The organism is Pseudomonas sp. UME65 (assembly GCF_014170225.1).
GTDB lineage: Bacteria > Pseudomonadota > Gammaproteobacteria > Pseudomonadales > Pseudomonadaceae > Aquipseudomonas > Aquipseudomonas protegens.
Window position 1 is genome coordinate 647,538 of sequence record NZ_LZZQ01000016.1, and the last position, 18,980, is coordinate 666,517.

Annotated in this window: 12 protein-coding genes; 1 reads left to right on the plus strand and 11 read right to left on the minus strand. The window is 65.0% G+C overall.

Annotated elements, in window-relative coordinates:
• Positions 1 to 123 precede the first annotated feature (123 nt).
• Positions 124 to 348, plus strand: coding sequence for a YgdI/YgdR family lipoprotein (locus A9971_RS28010; RefSeq protein ID WP_011061484.1), 225 nt, complete (start codon positions 124 to 126; stop codon positions 346 to 348).
• Positions 349 to 364: 16 nt separating this feature from the next.
• Here A9971_RS28010 and A9971_RS32985 read toward each other — a convergent pair whose 3' ends face one another.
• From A9971_RS32985 to A9971_RS28065, 11 genes are all read right to left on the minus strand, one after another.
• A complete protein-coding gene (locus A9971_RS32985) occupies positions 365 to 745 on the minus strand; it encodes a hypothetical protein (RefSeq protein WP_041118378.1) in 381 nt (126 codons plus the stop codon).
• Between the two features lie 164 nt (positions 746 to 909).
• On the minus strand, positions 910 to 2,763 hold the full coding sequence (locus A9971_RS28020; RefSeq protein ID WP_183000251.1) for a polyurethanase: 1,854 nt from the start codon (positions 2,761 to 2,763) through the stop codon (positions 910 to 912).
• 113 nt (positions 2,764 to 2,876) lie between these two features.
• A complete protein-coding gene (locus A9971_RS28025; protein WP_183000252.1) occupies positions 2,877 to 5,993 on the minus strand; it encodes an autotransporter serine protease in 3,117 nt (1,038 codons plus the stop codon).
• 65 nt (positions 5,994 to 6,058) lie between these two features.
• The gene (locus tag A9971_RS28030) at positions 6,059 to 9,037 is read right to left on the minus strand and encodes an autotransporter serine protease (RefSeq protein ID WP_183000253.1); all 2,979 of its coding nucleotides are present in this window, start codon (positions 9,035 to 9,037) and stop codon (positions 6,059 to 6,061) included.
• Positions 9,038 to 9,230: 193 nt separating this feature from the next.
• Positions 9,231 to 10,916, minus strand: a complete 1,686-nt coding sequence (locus A9971_RS28035; protein WP_053151826.1) for a polyurethanase — start codon at positions 10,914 to 10,916, stop codon at positions 9,231 to 9,233.
• A gap of 49 nt (positions 10,917 to 10,965) precedes the next feature.
• Positions 10,966 to 12,315 (minus strand): TolC family outer membrane protein, encoded by a 1,350-nt coding sequence (locus A9971_RS28040; RefSeq protein ID WP_370059185.1) that lies wholly within the window; start codon positions 12,313 to 12,315, stop codon positions 10,966 to 10,968.
• A 14-nt stretch (positions 12,316 to 12,329) separates the two neighbouring features.
• Positions 12,330 to 13,646, minus strand: a complete 1,317-nt coding sequence (locus A9971_RS28045) for an HlyD family type I secretion periplasmic adaptor subunit (RefSeq protein ID WP_404944729.1) — start codon at positions 13,644 to 13,646, stop codon at positions 12,330 to 12,332.
• Between the two features lie 14 nt (positions 13,647 to 13,660).
• Positions 13,661 to 15,442 (minus strand): type I secretion system permease/ATPase, encoded by a 1,782-nt coding sequence (locus tag A9971_RS28050; protein ID WP_123430702.1) that lies wholly within the window; start codon positions 15,440 to 15,442, stop codon positions 13,661 to 13,663.
• A gap of 209 nt (positions 15,443 to 15,651) precedes the next feature.
• Positions 15,652 to 16,038, minus strand: a complete 387-nt coding sequence (locus tag A9971_RS28055) for an AprI/Inh family metalloprotease inhibitor (protein WP_011061493.1) — start codon at positions 16,036 to 16,038, stop codon at positions 15,652 to 15,654.
• Between the two features lie 93 nt (positions 16,039 to 16,131).
• Positions 16,132 to 17,580 (minus strand): serralysin family metalloprotease, encoded by a 1,449-nt coding sequence (locus A9971_RS28060; protein WP_011061494.1) that lies wholly within the window; start codon positions 17,578 to 17,580, stop codon positions 16,132 to 16,134.
• Between the two features lie 299 nt (positions 17,581 to 17,879).
• Entirely contained in the window at positions 17,880 to 18,980 is a 1,101-nt protein-coding gene (locus A9971_RS28065; RefSeq protein WP_183000255.1) for a P1 family peptidase, read from the minus strand.

Here is an 18,980-nt window from a genome sequence, read left to right on the forward strand (position 1 = left end):
TAAATGGCACAGCGAAGTTTTTTACAATTCCCTGGCGAACTTTCGTCGTCTTCACTACACCAAGGGCCCATGGCTATAGTGTCCGGCGCCAATGCGCGTGCGCATCATTGATGAGAGGTCTGTATGAAAGTGAAGAACCTGGGATTGTTTCTGGCCGCTTGCGGCGCCATGGCCTTGGCCGGTTGCGCCTCGCCCACTGTGGTGACCCTGCAGAACGGCACCCAATACCTGACCCGGGACCAGCCCAAGACCAAGACCGCCGACGGCTTCTATGAATTCCAGGACATTTCCGGCAAGACCATCCGGGTCAAGGCGGACGATGTGGCCACCGTCCGCCAGGAAAAATGATCCGCTGCGGTTGAAGTCAGTGCGACCAGGGAAAGGGCCCCTGCCCTGGCTCGCAGAAAATCCCCAGGGGCTTGCCGCGCCTGGACAATTCGTTACGCACCTGCTGGCAACGCTCGCGCTCCCGGGCCTCGGCGTTGTCGATGCTGATGTTGCCGGTGGTATCCGGCCTCTTGTCGTCCCCCAGACGCACCTGGGCCCAGGGTTGTTCGGGTTGCACATGGAAGCGGCTCGGGGCCGGCTCCTCCTTCACTTCAGGCGCCGGCTGGCCGGCCGGCAACTGGTCCGGGGTCACCCCATAGCGCTTCAAAATCGAGCTGTGAGGCAATTCCTCGGCGGATGCCATGACCACCCACAGGGCCAGCACCACACCGCTCGCATACCTCTTGCTGTTACTCACCGTCAAAACTCTCCTGTCATTGCCGTAGCGTGAATGCCTGCCTGTACTAACGAGCTGACACGTTTCAGCTTTACCGCTATTGGAGTCGCAAATCGACTGGCAGGTCACTTCCCCCCGGCAATGAACGGTGCGAGGCCCATTGCAGGCCTCGCGCCGCGCCGGCATCAGGCGAGAACGATGCCGGAACCGTTGAGGTGCTCCAGGCTGACCCCCACCAGGGTCACCGAGTCCTGGCCGAAGGTCAGCACCGTGTCGTTACCACTGCTGCTGGCATGAGCCCGATAGTCCTGGTCCGGCAGCACGCCGCTCACCCCCATGAACACCAGCTTGTCGCCACCCTGGTAGCCGAGGATGCGGTCCTGGCCGAAATGCCCGGCGAACAGAAAGGTATTGTTGCCGCCTCCGGCTTCCATCAGGTCGTTGCCGGCACCGCCAACGAACACGTCGTTGCCCTGGCCGCCGATCAGGTGGTCGTTGCCGTCCAGGCCGAACAGCCAGTCGCCGCCGGCATGGGCCTTGAGCACGTTGTCGCCCGCATCGCCCCTGACCGACGAGGCGTACTGGGTAACCTGCCCGCCGGCCTTGAGGCCCTGGTCGGTGACCTGGTGGATCACATCGTCCTTGAACAGGCCCCAGAGAAAGCCCGGCTCCTTGCTCTGGATCGCGCCAATGTCGCGGGTCATGCTGATACCGCCATTGGCGTCGCGCAGGTACAGGGTCCCGGCGCCGTCGCTGGCAAAGCTGTAGTTCTTGACCGACTGCTGCAGGTCCAGGATGTTGCTGCCCTGGCCGCCGAGGATGATGTTGTAGCCGCCGCTGTCGCGGAACGTATCGCTGCCGGCCCGGCCTTCCAGGTAGTCGTTGCCGCTGCCGCCCTGGATCAGGTCGTTGCCGTCGCTGCCGATGATGAAGGTGCTGCCCTTGTGGGTCTCGGCATTGCGGTTGAGGTCCTGGACCCAGGTACTGGCCCGGGCCGGGTCCGACAGGTTGGCTACCACGATGGTGGAGTCCTTGCTGGTGAAGTCGTAGAACTTCGACTCCAGCACCCGGGTCAGGCCGTCGCCGTAGCCGGTGGGCAGGTGGGAGAGCCAGGTGGGAATGTTGAGGATCGAGAACGGCAGCACATTCCACAGGGTCGAGGCGTAATGGTCGTTGAAGTTGACGATGTTGTTGGTCGCCGAGTCCTGGTGGGCGTCATGCACCCCGAGGGACGACAGGTTGAAGGTTGAGCCGTCCAGGGCGCGGAACACCGGGTCGTTCTCGTAGCCGATGTTCAGCACCTTGTCGCTGGCGCTCTGGGTCGGCGAGGCGTAGGCGATGTAGTTGGAGTCCTTGTAGAACCCCGACCAGCGTTCGCTGCTCAGGTCCGCCAGGCTGTTGACCCCCAGCCCGCCCAGGCTGTGGCCGCTGACCAGGACATCCTTGCCCGACAGGCCATTGGCCTGGGCGAAAGCCGCCACATCTCCCAGCAGCTTGCCGAACGCCTCGCCGGCATAGTTCTTCGCATAGTCCTTGGGCCCCAGGGCCGCCAGCAGGTCGTTGATCACATCACCGATGGTGTCACTGATCACCGATTCCCGTGGCCCGCTGGTGCCGCGAAAGGCAATGCCGATGGATTCCAGGTGGCCCTGGGCATCGTACTTGCCGAGGATTTCCACCTGGGCCGTGCCGTAGCCGGCCTTCTCGCCAAAGAAGGTTCCCCGGCCATCGACCTTGCCGTCGTAGCCCAGTTGCTGGGCGCTGATGGTGGACCAGCCGGCCTGGTGCAGGGCATCCAGCGCGGCCTTCTCGGAGTCGGGGTTCCAGGGAATGCCGGGGATTACCCCCTGGGAATTGCCGCTGCCGATCAGCGCCGTGACCAGGGTCGCCGGCAGGCCCAGGCCGAAGCCGTTGTGCTGGTAGCCCTCGGCAAAACCGTTGTCGATGTTGTGGTAGGAGTACAGGGTGATCGCCAGCGCATCGGAAAACAGCGCCTTGGAGTCACTTGCAGTGAAGTTCTTGTAGTCAAACACACCCATGGTATTGCCTCTTCTGTTGTTGGAATTGTCAGAGCAAACGCATGCCGCCCAAGCCCCATGGCGGGACTCGGGCAACTCGGTGAAGGGCCGGGGGACTGCTGGCTACCCGGCCTTCAGAACTGCCAGTCCAGGGTCAAGCCGACCCCGTGACTCTTGTCCCGGGCCCCCAGCAACCCGTTGTAATCCAGGTTGACCCGAGTCCCTCGGCCCACGGCCATGCCGGCCCGGGCGCCAATGACCGCGGCGTCGCGATCCAGGGACAGGCTCTGCACCTTGAAGCCCTGCCCGCCCTCGACGAACCCCAGGTTCATCGTGGCGTCGGTGGGGCTCAGGTGGTGCTGCCAACCCAGGGTAGCCGACAGCTCCAGGCTTCGGGTCGAGCTCAGTTGCAGGCGTTGGCCAGCGCGCAGGCCCAGGGTCGTGAGCCAGGCCTCGCGGTGGTCAGCCGCGCCCCTCAAGGCCGCGTCGCCGCCCTTCTCCTTGAAGCTGTCGCTGGCCACATTGACATAAGCCAGGTTAGCGAAGGGTTCAAGCGCCAGGGGTTGCAGGTCCAGGCTCCAGGCGGCCTCGGTAAACAGCTGGGCGCTCTGGGCGTCACGCTTGGTCTTGAGCCGCTCGGAATCCCCGGCAAACTGCAACTCGCGCTTGACGTCGATGCGGTGCCAGCTGTAGGAACCGCCCACACTCAGGCGCACGGCATCCAGTTGCTGGCCGACATAGGCCCCCAGGTGGTAGCTGTCGACCTTGGCCGAGGAATGGGTACCGTCGCCCATGTTCAGGGAACTGTCGCTGTAGCCACCGAACAGCCCCAGGCGCCGGCCCTCGCCCACTTCACCATCCACCCCGGCCAGCAAGCCGCCGATGGAGGTGTTGTAGCCGGCCTGGGAATGCCCGCCATCGGCCTTGCCCCAGGCGCCCAGGACCTTGAACCAGGCGCCTTCATCAAGGCTCTGGGTGCCGTTGCCGACAGCCCCGGCGTCCTGGCGCAGGCGCTCGCCCATGGTGTCGCGCAGGTGACGGCCCTGGTTGATCAGGACACTGGCCACCGCCGGGTGGATCTCCCCGGACAATTGCTGGAAGGCCTGCTGGGCACTGGCGGCAGTCGGCGCCAGCAGCAGGCTTTCGAACAGCGGGCTGCCGGCCCCCAGTTGCTCGGCGGCAGCCGCCACCGCCACCTGGTTGTCGGTCAGGCCGACACTGGCGAACGAGCGTGCACTGCGCTGTACCGCCAACTGCACACCAGTGGCCGAGTAGTCCAGGCTGCCGGCAAGAAACAGGTAGCTGGGCAACACCGAGCCGAAACTGCCCTGGACCCCGCCCGCCGCATCGAGGATGTCGAACTGGCGCCCCAGCACGCTGCCGCTGCCAGTGCTCGAAGGCTCCAGGACCATGGCCAGGTTGGCCCCGGCAATGGTCACCTGGCCGCTGCTGACGATCCGGTCGCTGGCGGTCGGCGACACCTCCACGGCGTAGGTCGAGCCCGGCTGGAAGGTCACGTCGCCGGCCACGTTCAGGGTGCCGATGGAGTTGCCCGGGGCCACCGTGGCCCCGGCGTTGGCCGTCAGCCCGCCGATCCGGCCATTGCCGCCGAGAGTTGCGCCCTGGTTCACCGTCACCGCCGACGTCAGGCTGCCGTTGACCGCCAGGCGGCCCTGGTTGACCAGGGTCGGGCCGGCGTAGCTGTTGTTGCCGCTGAGCACCAGGGTGCCGATGCCCTCCTTGGTCAGGCCGCCATGGCCGCTGATGTCGTTGCTCCAGATGTCGAAGCCGCAGTTGAACTGGGTACAGCGCCGCTGGGTGGGCTTGCCGGCGTCCAGCAGCGCTCCCACCCCCGGCAGGTTGGCTACCCACTGGGACGAGCCATAGGCGCCATCGATCCGCAGTTCCTGGGGGATGTCCTGCTCGGTGACCAGCATGCCCGGGCCGCGAATGCCCTTTTGCAGGTCGATCATGCCCCAGCCATACAGCTCGTCGATGCCCGGGGCGCCCATGTCCCGGGCGGTGGTGCGCAGCACCCCGGCGATCTGCGCCGCATCCATGTAGGGAAAGCGCTCCATCAGTACCGCTGCCGCACCGGCGGCATGGGGCGCGGCCATCGAGGTGCCGTTCTTGTTGGCGTAGCCGACCGTCATGTCTTCCAGGCTGGTGCCACCGATCACGGCGCTGTAGATCCGTGTCCCCGGGGCCGAGACACAGAAGCTCGCGGTGTAGCCGCAGCGTGAGGAAAAGGTACTGATGGTGTAAGGCTCTGCGCTGCTGGTGTCCGGGTTCTGCTGCAAGGCCGCCACTGTCAGCCACTGCGGGGCGATTTCCGGGACGAAATAGCCCAGCCCGGCGATGGCGTCCGGATTGTTCAGGTTGTAGTCGTTGCCGGCGGCGAAGATGGTCAGCACGCCACTGCGGGCCGCATTGATGGCACCGTCATAGGCACCGCCTTGCAAGGTGCCGAGCAAGGGCCGGATCTGGCTGAACTGGGCCTGGGCGTCACTCAGGCCGAAGTGCGGGAACGCCGGATCGCGCCCGCCCTTGGCGAATGCGTCGGTGATGCCGATGCCCCAGCTGTTGTTGATGATCCGCGCGCCACTGGCTACCAGGCCGTCCCAGCCGGCCTTGTACACCGCCCCATCGTTGCCCAGGATGATGCCGTCCTCGGGGCCGGGGTCGCCGTTCTCGGCACTGATGATCTGGGCGTCGAAGGCCACCCCATGCATGGCGCCGCCATCGCGGCTGCCGGCGGCGATACCGCCCACGTGAGTGCCGTGGGAACCGAGCTTGCCGTCCGAGCCCACCGAGGGCGTGCCGTCATAACGGAAGGCGTCTCCAGCCTTTACCGGAATGTAGGGATCGGTGTACTGGCGGATGCCGCTGGTCACCAGGGTGATGACCTTGTCGCTGCCGGCGAACTCGGGGTGCTGGGCATACACCGGCTGGTCGAAGATCCCCAGCTTGATGCCCTGGCCGGTGTAGCCGGCGGCATAGGCACTGTCGGCATGTATCGCCCCCAGGCCCCAGTCGGCCTTGAATTCGGCGCTGCGCCAACTGGCGGCGTCGCCGAGCTTGCCGGTTTCCACATAGGGCGCCGCCTGGGCACCAGTGGCCAGGGCCAGGCAACCGGCCAGGGCGCTGGCCAGCGGGCTGTACGCCCAGGGTAGCTGCCGGCAGCGAGGCCATCCGGAGCGGGTATTGCGAAGATGCGGTTGTCCAGGTTGAAACTGCTTCACTACGACCATCCTTAGTTGTATGGGCAATCGACCGGCGCGACGACGCTCTGCGCCGGGGTATGGCGACCGGCGCTTCAGAAGCGCCAGTCGAGGTTCAGCCCCACGTTGTGGAACTGTTCGGCATTGCCCAGCTGGCCCTGGTAATCCAGGCTCAGGTCCAGCTGGGCGGTGACTCCAAGGCGCGCCTGAAGCCCCAGCAGCGCCGCATCCCGGGACGCGCTTGCGCTGTCCACGGCAAAGCCCGGGCCGCCGCTGGCGAATGCCAGGTGCTGGCTGGAAGTGTCATGCCCCAGGCGGTGCTGCCAGGCCAGGCTGCTGGACAGCTCCAGGGGCTGGCCGCGGCTCAGGCTGAGCCGCTTCAGGCCCCGGGCCCCCAGGCTGCCCAGCAGGGCCTCGGCGCTGTCCTCCCCGGCGCGCAGGGCAGCGGCGTCGCCCTTCTCGTGGAAGGCGTCACGCTGCAGGTGCAGGTAGGCCAGGTTGGCGAAGGGCTCCAACGTCAGGGCCGGTAGCTGCAGCCGATACGCTGCCTCGCTGAACAGCTGGCTGCTGCGGCCGTCGATCCGGGCCTTCTGCTTGGCGCTGGCTTCGGCGTATTGCAGGTCGCGGCGCACCTGGGCGCTATGCCAGCTGTGGCTGGCCCCCAGGCTCAGGCGCAGGTCGCCCAGGTCGCGCCCGGCATAGGCGCCCAAGTGGTAGCTGTCGATCTGCGCGCTGGAGTGGCTGGCGCCGCCCATGCGCAGCGAGGTGTCGCTGTAGCCGGCGGCCAGGCCGACCCGCGTGTCCGCGTCCAGGTCGCGGTCCAGCCCCAGCAGCACCCCACTGCCCTTGCCCTGGTAGGAACTGTGGCCCGAGTCGCCGTCAGTGCGCGCCTGCCCACCCAGGCCCTTGATCCAGAAACTCGCCTCGCCCTCCCCGGCATTTGGCCCCGGGCGCTGCAAGCGCTGGCCAAAGGCCTCGCGCAGGTCGCGGCCCTGATTGAGCAGGGTCTGCTCCAGGGCCGGGTAGATCTCCCCGGACAACTGTTGCAACGCCCCTTGAGCCGAAGCCGGCGAGGCCGACAGCAGCAGGCTTTCGTAGACCGGGTCGGCCGTGCCCAACTGCTCCACCGCCGAGGCCACCGCGCGCTGGTTGGGGCTGGCGGCCACGCTGGCAAAGGTCGCGGCGCTGCGCACCAGGCCCAGTTGCACGCCGCTGGCGGAGTAATCGACCACCGCGCCGAGAAACAGGTAGTTGGGTTGCACCAGGGCGAACTGGCCATCGATACCGCCCGCGGCCTGCAAGATGTCGAACTGGCGCCCGACCAGCCCCCGGACCTGCCCGGCGCTGAGCAGGTTGGCGCTGTGTTCCAGGCTCAGGCTGAGCTGGGCGCCCTCCAGATGCGCCCGGCCGCCGGCGACGATACGGTCGCTGGCGGTCGGCGACAGCTCCACGGCGTAGGTCGAACCTGGCTGGAAACTCACATCGCCGGCCACATTCAGGGTGCCGATGGAGTTGCCCGGGGCCACGCGCGCGCCGCGGGTCGCGGTCAGCGCCGCGACCTGCCCGCTGCCACCCAGGCTCGCGCCACTGTTGACCGTGACCACGGATGCCAGGCTGCCATTGACCACCAGCAGCCCGCCATCGACCGTGGTCGGCCCGCGATAGCTACTGTCACCGCTGAGCAACAGCCAGCCGGCCCCGGACTTGACCAGGCTGCCCTGGTACAGGCGCTGCGCGGCCGCCGCATCCCGGGCCATGCCGACCGCGTAGTCGGTCAGTTCCTGCTGGCTGGCCTGGGCCCCCGGGCCCTGCTCCCAGCCACGATCCTTGAGAGTCTGTTGCCAGGCCTGGTGCTCGGCGGCATCCTCCACCTGGCGCTGGGCCAGGGCCTGGTCGGAGATGCCGTTGCTCCACACATCGCCCTGCCCGGCCTCCAGGTTGACCTTGAGTTCCCCCAGCAACTGCCCGGGCCCGTGCAATGCCCGGCCCAGGTCCGGCACGCCCCAGCCCACCAGGCTGCCAGGGGCCTGGGTCAGCGAGCCATCGAGCTGGCGGGCGGTGGTCAGCAGCACCTGCAGGGCCTGCTGGTTGTCCAGATAGGGGTAGCGCTCCATCACCAGGGCCAGGGCCCCGGTGGCATGGGGCGCGGCCATCGAAGTGCCGTTGTAGGTGGCGTAGCCGCCCCCGGGCACAGTGCTGGTGATGGCCGCGCCGGGCGTGGCCAGGCACCAGTACTTGGCGATCCCGCACTGGTTGTATTTCTGCTGGTTGTTCTTGTCCAGGCCCGAGACCGCCAGCCAGTGCCCTTCCAGCTCCGGCTGAAAATACGGCAGTGCCGATCGCACGCTGGCATTGGCATAGCCGCTGTTGCCGGCGCTGAAGACGTTGATCACCCCCTGGCGCGAGACCTGCGCCGCCGCATCGAGCCAGGTGTCCTGGCCGAAGTGCTGGGCATAGGCGGCGTGCAGGCCCTGGAGGGTCTGGTAGCTGACGTCCTTGGGCTGGCTGCCCCAGCTGTTGTTGATGACCCGCACCCCGGCGTCGGCCAGGGCACCGTACACCGCCTGGAAATAGCGCGGGTCGGGGCCCGGGCCGAAGAGCATGCTGTCGTTGCCGTTGGTGTTGCCGACGTAGACCTGGGCATTGAAGGCCACCCCGTGCATGCCGTTGCCGTCGCGGGCGGCGCCCATGGTGCCGGTGACGTGAGTGCCGTGGGTGTCGTTGTTGGCGTTGAGCACCCCGGACACCTGGAACCCGCTGCCGTCCTGGTAGTTGCCGCTGGCGATCACCGGGTGAAAGCGCAGGGACGAGGCTTCGGCATGGGCCGCATCGAAGCCCGAATCCAGGGCACCGATCTTGACCCCGCTACCGGTAAGGCCGGCAGCGTAGGCCTGGTTCGCCTGCATCCGGTCCAGGCCCCAGTCCTGCAGGTATTCGGCGGAGCGCCAGCTGGCGGCATCACCGGGGCGACCGGTTTCCTGGTAGGCCGCCTGGGCCCCACCCGGCAGGTTCGCGGCAAACGCCAGGAACACCCCGGCCGCCAGCACATTGAGCTGATGAACATTCACATCCATGTTGATGACGTCTCTTGTTGTTGTTCTGGGATCGACTTTCCGTAACCGATCAGCAACCACGGCTTACTTCATGGGACTGGCTCCTTGAGGGTTCGCGCCCCACGCCCAGGGGCGCCTGCTGCGGGCAAAGCTGTCGCCGCCGCAGCCCTTTTCAGGGGGCTGCGGGGCCTCTAGCGCTGGATATCGGTGAGGGTCAGGCGAAGACCAGGCCCGAGCCCGAAAGGCTGTCCATGCCGACCCCCACCAGGGTCACCGAGAACTCGCCGACACTGAGCAGGGTGTCGTTGCCGTTCTGCGACAAATGCTGGCTGTAGTCGTAATGGGCATCGACTCCGGGCACGCCCATGAACACCAGCTTGTCGGTGTTCTGGTAGCCGTGGATCAGGTCGAAGCCGAAGTTGCCGCTGAACAGGAAGGTATTGCCCCCGCCACCGCTGGAGTGCATGACGTCGTTGCCGGTGCCGCCGACGAAGGTCACGTTGGCCTTGTCGCTGCTCAGCAGGTCATCGCCGCCATGGCCGAACAGCCAGTCGCCATCGACGCTGGCTACCAGCGCATTGCCGTAGGCATCGCCGTTGAGGGAATGGTTGTAGGCGGTCCACTGGTTGCCGTTCTGCAAGCCGTCGGCGGTGACGCTGTGGCTCACGTCCTTGCCGAACAGTTGCCACCAGCTTCCGGTCTCGTGGCTGACCAGGGCGCCGACGTCCCGGGTCATGCTGATGCCGCCGTAGGCATCACGGATATACAGGGTGCCGTCGCCGTCATTGGCGATGGAAAAGTTCTTCAGCGGCTGTTGCAGTTCCAGCACGTTATGGCCCTGCCCGCCATGGATGATGTTGTAGCCGCCGTCATCGCGGAAGCGATCATCGCCGGCCCCGCCATCCAGGTAGTCGTTGCCCTTGCCGCCGTGCAGCAGGTCGTTGCTCTGGGTGCCGATGATGAAGGTGCTGCCGGTGTGTTTTTCCGCGTACAGGTTGAGGTCCTTGACCCAGACCTGATCGCGCTTGCCCTCGGACAGGTTGGAAATAACCACGGTGGAGTCGCGGCTGGTCAGGTCATAGAAATCCGAGTTGATCAGGCGGTTGAGGCCGCCGGCGTAGTCCACCGCACTATGGGCCGACCAGGACTGCGGATTGAGGATGCTCTGGGGAACCAACTTGCCCAGGAACGATGAATAGTGATCGGTGAAGCTGACGATGTTGTTGGTCGCCGACTCCTGGGGCTTGTCGTGGGTGCCCAGGGACGAGGCGTTGAAATGAGTGCCGTCCAGGGCGCGGAACACCGGGTCGTTTTCATAGCCGATGTTCAGCACCTGCGAGCTGTTGGCGCTCTGGGTCGGCGAGGCGAAGGCCACGTAGCTGGCGTCCTGGTAGAAGCCGCCCCAGTGATCGCTGCTCATGGCCGCCAGGCTGTTGACCCCAAGGCCGCCCAGGCTGTGGCCGGTGACCAGCACATCGCTGCCGCTCAAGCCCTGGGCCGCAGCAAAGGCCGCCACCTTGCCCAGCAGGTTGTCGAAGGCCAGGCGGCTGTAGTTGTCGGCAAAGCCCGACACGAAGGCCGCCTGCAAGTCGTTGATACCGTCCTTGAGGCTGTCGGTGCCGCGAAAGCTGATGCCGATGGACAGCAGTTGCCCGGCCGCGTCGTATTTGCCCAGCACCTCGACCTGGGCGTCGCTGACAATCGCCTGCTCGCCGGAAATCGTGCCCTGGGCGCTGACGTTGCCCTGGTAGCCCAGCTGGCTGGCGCTGATGGGGCGCCAGGCGGTGCCCGGCAGCGCCTCGCCGGTGGGTGTGGAGGCGTACAGCGCCAGAGTAATGGCTTCGCTGTAGAGGGCCTTGCCGTCACCGCCAAGGGCGGTCTTGTAATCGAAGATACTCATGCTCATTCCTCTTTTTTATTGTCCCTGAGCCTGCGGTCGGCAAGGCCTCCTAAGGCTGCGCGCGCTGGCCGAAAGCCTCGTCGACCCTGGCCAGATCCTCTTCCCGCAGAGTGCCTGCGTAGTAGTGCAGCTTGGTCCAGGCCATCAAGTAGTCATAGCGCGCCTGGGCCAGGTCGCGGCGGGTGGTGTAGAGCTGCTGTTCGGCGTTCAGTGCATCGAGGTTGACCCGTTCGCCCCCCAGGATGCTCTGCTTGGTCGAGACCACCAGGGCCTCGGCCGAAGTCAGGGCTTTCTGGTAGGCCCGCAACTTGCTCACCCCCGATAGACAGGCACTGAATTGGCGGCGGAGTTCAATCAGGGTTTCCCGGGTCTTGCCGTCCAGTTCGTACTCGGCCTGTTCCATGGAGCGGCTGGCCTGGCGGGTCGAGGCCGAGACCCCGCCCCCGGCATACAACGGCACGCTGACTTCGATACCGATGGTGTTGGTGTCGTAGCGCTGGTTGTAGGTGTTGCCGCTTTCCGATTCGTTCTGGCGCATGGTGGCGTAGGCGCTGAGCTTGGGCAGGTGCCCGGCGCGGTTGCGCTCCACCTCGTAGCGCGCGACCTCGACCCGCTGGCGCTGGGAAGCCAGCACCGGGTTGTTGCTCAGGGCCATCTCGTGCCAGGTGTCGTAGTTGGCCGGAGTCAGGGAGAAGGACTGGAAGTCTTCCTGCAAGGGGTCCAGATCCCGCACATCGAGGTTCGGCTCGCCGGTCAGGGCCGCCAGCTCGCGCAAGGCCGCGTCCTGCTCGTCCCGGGCTTCGATCTCTTCGGCGGTGGCCAATTCGTAGCGCGACTCGGCTTCGAGGATGTCGGTGCGGGTGCCCTCGCCCTGCTGGAACATGTGCCGGTTCTGCTGGAACTGCTGCTCGAAGGCCTTTTTCTTGGCCAGGGCGATGTCGATCTGGTCCTGGGCGAACAGCGCCTTGGTGTAGTAGCTCAGCACCCGCACCAGCAACTCCTGGCTCTTGCCGCGAAAGTTCTCGTCGGCAAACAGCGCCTGGGCCACGCCCTTGCGGTAATTGGCGTAGGCCTCGTAGTCGATCAGCGGCTGCTGCAGGGTCAGGGACGAACCGTAGCTGTCGTAGTTGCGTTTTTCGGTAATGGTGCCGCGCACCGTATCCAGGTAGCTGACCTTGGAATTGTTATGGCCCTTGTTGTAGCTGTAGCCGACCTTGGGCAGCAGCCCGGCACGGCCGATGGCGCGATTTTCAAGGCCGGCGTCGCGTTCCTTGATGGCGCCGAGGAACACCGGGTCGTTGCGCAGGGCCTGTTCGTAGATCTGGAACGGGCCCACCGCCTGGGCCGTCTGGCAGGCCAACAGCGCCAGAGCCGCCGCGAGAATGGAAAGCTTACTCATACGACGCGACATCCTTATTCTTCGGTCAGTGCAGAACCTGCCCGGTCGAGCAGTGGCTTGAACAGGTAATTGAGCAGGGAACGCTCGCCAGTGCGCACGAACATTTCCGCCGGCATGCCGGGCTTGATCACCAGGCCGTTGAGCTTCTCCATGGCCTGGTCGCTGACACTGCTGCGCAGCACGTAGTAGGGCATGCCGGTTTTCTCGTCGAGCATCTGGTCGGCGGAAATCAGGCTGACTTCGCCCGGCACCCGTGGCGTGCGGCTCTGGTTGAAGGCGGTGAACAGGATGTCCACCGGCAAGTGGGTGCCGACCTTGTCCACCAGGTTCACCGGCAGCCGCCCTTCCACCTCCAGGTGAGTGCCCTGGGGCACGATTTCCAGCAGGGTCTCGCCCTGTCGCACCACCGCGCCCTCGGTGTGCACCCCGAGGTTGACCGCGATGCCGTCGGCGGTGGCGATGATCTCGCTGTGCTGCAGGTCGAAACCGGCAGAGGTCAGTTGCTGCTCCAGGGTCTGGGTCTTGAGCTGGGCTTCGGCCAACTGGCTGCGCACCTCTTTCTGGTACTCCTCGCTGTGCTGTTGCAGCTTGAGCCGGGATTCGAGGATGCCCTGCTCCACTCGCCCGCTTTCCCCGGTGTTCTGCGCCAGTTCCTGCTGCACCTGGGACAGTTGGCGCTGATATTCCAGCAGGCGATTGCGCGGGATGTAGCCGTTGTCCGCCAAAGGTTGCAGGTTGCTCAGTTGCTGGCGCAGGGATTCGGCCTGGCTACCGAGGTCGGTGCGGGCCAGGCGCATGCCGGCCAGTTGCGCGGTGGCGCCTTCGATATTGGCACGGATGCCCGCCTGCTCCCGGGAGAATGCCTCGCGCCGGCTGCTGAACAACTGGCGCTGGCCCTCCAGCACCAGGGCCAGGCGCGGATCGTCGCTGTCGCTCAGGGGCGCGGGGAAATCCACCTGCTTGAGGTTGTCGCGCTCGCTGCGCCAGCGCGCCAGGCTGGCCATGGCCATGCGGTACTGGGCTTGCAGCGATTGCACGTCCGCCGCCACCTGGGTCTGGTCCAGGCGGAACAGCGGCTGGCCCTGCTTCACGCTTTCGCCCTCGCGCACCAGGATCCGGCTGACCACCCCGCTGCTCATGGACTGCACCGCCTTGCGCTTGCCGGACACCACCACCGTGCCTTGCACCGGAATGCCCTGGTCCAGGGGCGCCAGCGCCGCCCAGACGAAGAAACTGCCCGCCCCCACCAGGGCCAGGATCCAGCCCATGCGGGCGAAAAAGCCCGCGTCACGCTCGACCCGTTCCGGCGCGTAACCCTCTTCGATCATCATGTTGCTGTCCTTGCTCATGCGCCTGAATTCCGTGTCGGAGCCTGGTATTGCCGGCTCATGCTGAGGCCGCCGGGTGCCGCTGCAACGGGCTTGGGCGCCTCCTGGGCCTGGGCTTGCTGGCCGCCGGCCAGGGCCTTGAGCACTTCCTGGCTCGGGCCAAAGGCCTGCAAGCGGCCTTCGTTGAGTACCAGCAGTTTGTCGGCCAGGGCCAGCACCGAGGAACGGTGGGTCACCAGCACCACGCTGGTGCCCCGGGCCTTGAGCTGGGCAATGGCCGCCGCCAGGGCACTTTCGCCTACGGTATCGAGGTTGGAATTGGGTTCGTCCAGCACCACCAGGCTCGGGCTGCCATACAGCGCCCGGGCCAGGGCCACCCGCTGCTTCTGGCCACCGGACAGGCCGCTGCCGTCATCGCCGAGCACGGTGTCGTAGCCCTGGGGCAGGCGCAGGATCAGCTCATGCACCCCGGCCATCTGCGCGGCCTGGACCACCTGCTCCGGGTCGGCCTGGCGAAAACGTGCGATGTTCTCGGCGATGCTGCCGGTAAACAGCTCGATATCCTGGGGCAGATAGCCGATGTAGGGCCCCAGTTCGTCACGGTTCCAGCGATGGATATCGGCCCCGTCCAGGCGCACGGTGCCGCCCAGGGTCGGCCATACGCCCACCAGTACCCGGGCCAGGGTCGACTTGCCGGAACCGGAGGCCCCCAGCACGCCAAGCACTTCGCCGGCATTGATGCTGAAGCTCACCTGTTGCAGGGTCGCCATCCGCCGTCCGGGTGGGCCGGCGCTGACCTGCTCGAAGCTCACCTGGCCCTTGGGCGCCGGCAAGGACATCGCCGTATCACTGGGCGGGAACTCGCGCAGCAGTGCATCCAGGCGGCCGTAGGCCAGCTTGGCCGAACTCCATTGCTTCCACACCGCGATCAACTGGTCGATGGGGCTCAGCACCCGGCCCATGAGGATCGAACCGGCAATCATCATCCCCGCGGTCATGTCGCCCTTGATCACCAGCAAGGCACCCAGGCCCAGCACCAGGGATTGCAGGCACAGACGCAAGGTCTTGCTCAGGGAGCTGATCACCGAGCCGGTATCGCTGGCCTGGTTCTGCAGGCCGAGGAAGCGCGAGTGCACGGCGAACCAGCGTTTGCGCAAGGCGCCAAGCATGCCCATGGCCTGGATGGTTTCGGCGTTGTGCAGGTGGCTGGTGGCCAGCTGGGTGGAACGCTGCGAAAAACCGCTGGCCTCGGCCAGGTCCTTCTTGGTCATCGCTTCGTTGAGGTACGCCAGGGCAATCAGCAACAACGCGCCTACAGTGGCGAACACTCCAAGCCAGACGTTGAAGGCGTAGATCACCAGCAGGTAGATGGGGAACCAGGGTGCATCGAAGAAGGCGAACAGTGCCGGCCCGGTGAGGAACTGGCGAATATGGGTCAAATCTCCCAGGGACTGCCCCGCATGGCCCTCGCCCCGGGACAGGTTGCGCTCGAACGCGGCCTGGTAGACCCGCAGGTTGAAGCGGCGCTCCAGCTGGCTGCCGATGCGGATCACGATAAAGCTGCGCAGCACTTCCAGAAGACCGATAAAGACGAAGAAGCCCACCACCATCAACGACAGCATCACCAGGGTGGTTTCATTCTGCGACGACAGTACCCGGTCGTAGACCTGCAACATATAGATGGAAGGCACCAGCATCAGCACGTTAATCAACGCAGTGAAACAACCGACACTGATGAGGATGCCCTTATATTCGCCCAGTGCCTTGAACAGTGGTGCAGGATGATTGTTCTTCACCATTTCTAACATTTTCCCTGAGCTGTTAATCCGCGCCCGCTAGCGTGGAACCAATGTAGCCTACAACTAACAACCCGCACTACTTAGTTGCTGAATCCTGCGGACACGAATAATTCGGACAGCTGTATCCAACAGCAGCCCGAACATGTTCCTGCCGGCCAAGAGAGTGGCGATATAATGGCCGTCGTTTATTAGACGAACACACTCATCGTTTAATTAGCGGCGCGTTGTAACACAATCAGACCGTCGGCTTTCAGGCGGGCTTCGTAGAGGCCCTCTTTCTGGCGACTGAAGAAAATGATTTTCGAGCCTTCGCGGCCGGTAATGGCAATGCCATCGGGCTCCGGGAACCAGCCCACCGCGGCTTCCCCGAGCCATTTCGACAGGCAGTCGGCGCCGTCGCCCAGGGCGGCGTTGTGCAGCAGGTCCAGGGTGCAACCTTCAGCGGGTGCGGCTGCCTGTTGCAGCTGCCAATGTCCAACCAGTTCCGAGGGGTCCGCCAAGCGCAGGCTGCTTGCCATGGTGATTGCTCCATAAAAGATCATCAGTGTCGCCAGCAGCCATCGGGCCGCCCGGCAACAGGAAATATGCAGGGTCATAGGGTGCTCCGTTCGCCCGGTAGACTCGCTCAGGCCAGGGCCCAAAGCAAGAACGCAGAGCCGCTCGACTGCGCGGCCCTGCGCTCATTTCACTCAGGCGACGATGTCGCTGACCGCTGCCTGGCCCACGGTGCTGACCAGGAAGTCCGCCACGCCATGCCCGGAGAAGTCCACGGACAAGGTGCTCACGCCCCCGGAGGTGGTGAGGATCGCGTCACCCGCCGCGCCGGTGAAGGCGTTGACGAAGTGCAGGCCGGCGCCCTTGGTGATCCCGGTCAGATCGATCTTGTCCAGGCCGCTGACAAAATCCATGATCTGGTCGGCCGCACCCGGCTTGGAGTCGGTGCTGGCGGCGAACACGAAGGTGTCCGAGCCCGAGCCGCCCCACAGCTGATCTGCACCGCCGGCGCCGTAGATGATGTCGTTGCCGGCACCCCCCTTGAGCACGTTGGCGGCGTTGTTGCCGATCAACAGGTCGTTGCCCGAACCGCCGATGGCGTTCTCCACGGTCACGCCCTGAGCGATGGAAACGTTACCCACCATGCCGCCAACGTCGGAGAACGAGGCTTCATTGAGGTTGATCTTCTGGTTCTGGGTGAAACCGGAGAAATCCAGGGTATCGTTGCCGCCACCGTCCCACACCGAGAACACCAGCTTGTCGGAAGACGAGCTGGCGCTGTAGAAATCACGCCCGGTGTTGGAGTTGAAGCCGTAGGTGGTATCGCCGGCACGGGTGCTGTAGTTGGCACCGTAGAGTTTCTGGATAGCCGCGATATCGTCCATCAGCGGGCCGGACGAATAGGCTTCGACCCCGCCCTTACTGAAGTTCTGGCTGGTATTGCTTTCACTCCAGTAGCTCATGACGCTGTAGCCACGGGTGTCCTGGCCGTAGCTGGCGTCCTTGTAGCTGGGGTTGCCCTCGCCGGCGTTGTAGTCGCCAGGGTGAGCCAGGCCCAGGGTGTGACCGATCTCATGGGTCAGGGTCTGACGGCCATAGTTGTTCAGGTCGGGGTTCTTGTTCTGGGTGTAGCTGCTGTTGATCAGGTACCACGAGGTGCCGTCGTAGCCGGCGCCGGTACCTGGCAGGTAGGCAAATGCCGCCGCGCCATCCTGGCCACCGCTGTAGTTGCCGAAGGTCATGTGGGCGTCGCCACCCGAGGCTTTCTCGGTAAACACGACGTTGGCCACGTCAGCCCAGGACTGCATGGCCAGGACTGCCTGGGCCTTCTGCTGGGCGCTGAACTGGCTGAACCCGGAGATGCCATGCTTGTACATGGTGCTCGAGGAAGCCGAGGTCAGGAAGGTATAGGTCAGATCGATCTTGCCGTTACCGTTCAGGTCCTTATAGGCAGCGCCGTCACGCAGCAGTTGCGTGGCGGCCTGATCGACCGAGAACGAAGGTTTGCCATTGACCGTGAGATTGCCGCCACGATCGTATTGGTGGCTGAAGCTATTGATCTGGTTATACGCCGAACTTGCTGCGGCCAAAGGCACCAGTTGTTGTTCGGCAGATGCAATAGCGTTCTCTGTTACTTTCGACATAAACACACTTCCTTGTAATCAATGGAACAGTTTTTGTCAGATAGCGACAATCCCTGGCGAGATCGTCCTATCACTCGCCCTAAGCAGGCGCAAGAAAACTGACACAATTTGAAATCAGGCGTCCACTACTTTTTTGACGTCAAATCTCACTGTTCCAGCGAACTCCAGCAAACAATGACTGTACAGTCGAAAGATTCTTTTCCAACTGATTAACGGCAGTCATTGTCCGACAATCTACAATTTAATTATTAAATATCCATATAAACAGTTATGTCGACCGCGTCGCACTTCTTAGTCCGTTAACTTCTGTTCCAACCAGTTAGTTCCAATGTTTCCAGCAACACTTGCGCAGTCAGGGCCGGCACTTGCACGCCGTCGGTGCTGGTCATGGGCACCCCCGCCAGCAGGGCGTTGATGATGGCTTCCTCCACCGCTTCGGCGGCTGCGCTGAACAAGGGCGAGATGTGATCGTTGTTGAGCATCGCCAGCGGCGTGCTGAAACCCAGGCCCTTGCGCCCGTAGTCCGCCGTCGGCAAGTCCCGGTTTCCCGTGGCAAAGGCCAGGAAGATATCGCCGCTGGAATCCTCGGTGCCTCCGCCGGTGCGGGCGATGCCGATGGATGCGCGCTGGGCCAGGCGCTGGCACTGGTGCGGCAACAGCGGCGCATCGGTGGCCAGTATCACCACGATCGAGCCCATGCCCGGGGTCCCGCGCTCGGCAAACGGCGAAGGGATATGCCCCAGCCGGCGCCCCACTGGATAGCCATCGACCCGCAGTTCCTCGCGTTTGCCGTGGTTGGCCTGGACCAGGGCGCCGACGGTGTAGCCGCCCTGCTCGACCGTCAGCCGCCGCGACGCCGTACCGATGCCGCCCTTGAACTCATGGCAGATCATCCCGGTCCCGCCGCCGACCGCGCCCTCGGCCACCGGCCCGGACTCGGCGCAGGCCATGGCTTCGCGCACCTGCTGCACCCCCACATGCTGGCCCCAGATGTCATTCAACAGGCCGTCGTAGGTTTCCATCACCACTGGCATGCACCAGTACACCGCCGGGTCTTGCAACGCCTCGCGCTCCAGGGCGATCAAGGCATCGCGCACCACGCCCACACTGTGGGTGTTGGTGATCGCCAGCGGCGTGGTCAGGGTGCCGGCCTCGCGAATCCACTCCAGGCCCGTGGCATCGCCATTGCCGTTGAGCACATGGCAACCGGCAAAGCACGGCTGCTGGCGGGCGTGCCCGGCCCGGGGCTGGACCAGGGTAACCCCAGTGCGCACCTGCTTGCCGTCCACACTGGCATTCAAGGTGCTGTGGCCGACCCGCACCCCGGGAACATCGGTGATCGCATTGAACGGGCCTGGCGTCCCCAGGCCCAGGCGGATGCCCAATTGACGTGCTCGCAT

Bases quoted from the DNA above. Each gene is read 5' to 3' on its own strand.
- A9971_RS28060 (WP_011061494.1), bottom strand. From the start codon at position 17,580: ATGTCGAAAGTAACAGAGAACGCTATTGCATCTGCCGAACAACAACTG.
- A9971_RS28065 (WP_183000255.1), bottom strand. From the start codon at position 18,980: ATGCGAGCACGTCAATTGGGCATCCGCCTGGGCCTGGGGACGCCAGGC.
- A9971_RS28050 (WP_123430702.1), bottom strand. From the start codon at position 15,442: ATGGTGAAGAACAATCATCCTGCACCACTGTTCAAGGCACTGGGCGAA.
- A9971_RS28030 (WP_183000253.1), bottom strand. From the start codon at position 9,037: ATGGATGTGAATGTTCATCAGCTCAATGTGCTGGCGGCCGGGGTGTTC.
- A9971_RS28035 (WP_053151826.1), bottom strand. From the start codon at position 10,916: ATGAGTATCTTCGATTACAAGACCGCCCTTGGCGGTGACGGCAAGGCC.
- A9971_RS28020 (WP_183000251.1), bottom strand. From the start codon at position 2,763: ATGGGTGTGTTTGACTACAAGAACTTCACTGCAAGTGACTCCAAGGCG.
- A9971_RS28025 (WP_183000252.1), bottom strand. From the start codon at position 5,993: ATGGTCGTAGTGAAGCAGTTTCAACCTGGACAACCGCATCTTCGCAAT.
- A9971_RS28010 (WP_011061484.1), top strand. From the start codon at position 124: ATGAAAGTGAAGAACCTGGGATTGTTTCTGGCCGCTTGCGGCGCCATG.
- A9971_RS28045 (WP_404944729.1), bottom strand. From the start codon at position 13,646: ATGATGATCGAAGAGGGTTACGCGCCGGAACGGGTCGAGCGTGACGCG.
- A9971_RS28040 (WP_370059185.1), bottom strand. From the start codon at position 12,315: ATGAGTAAGCTTTCCATTCTCGCGGCGGCTCTGGCGCTGTTGGCCTGC.
- A9971_RS28055 (WP_011061493.1), bottom strand. From the start codon at position 16,038: ATGACCCTGCATATTTCCTGTTGCCGGGCGGCCCGATGGCTGCTGGCG.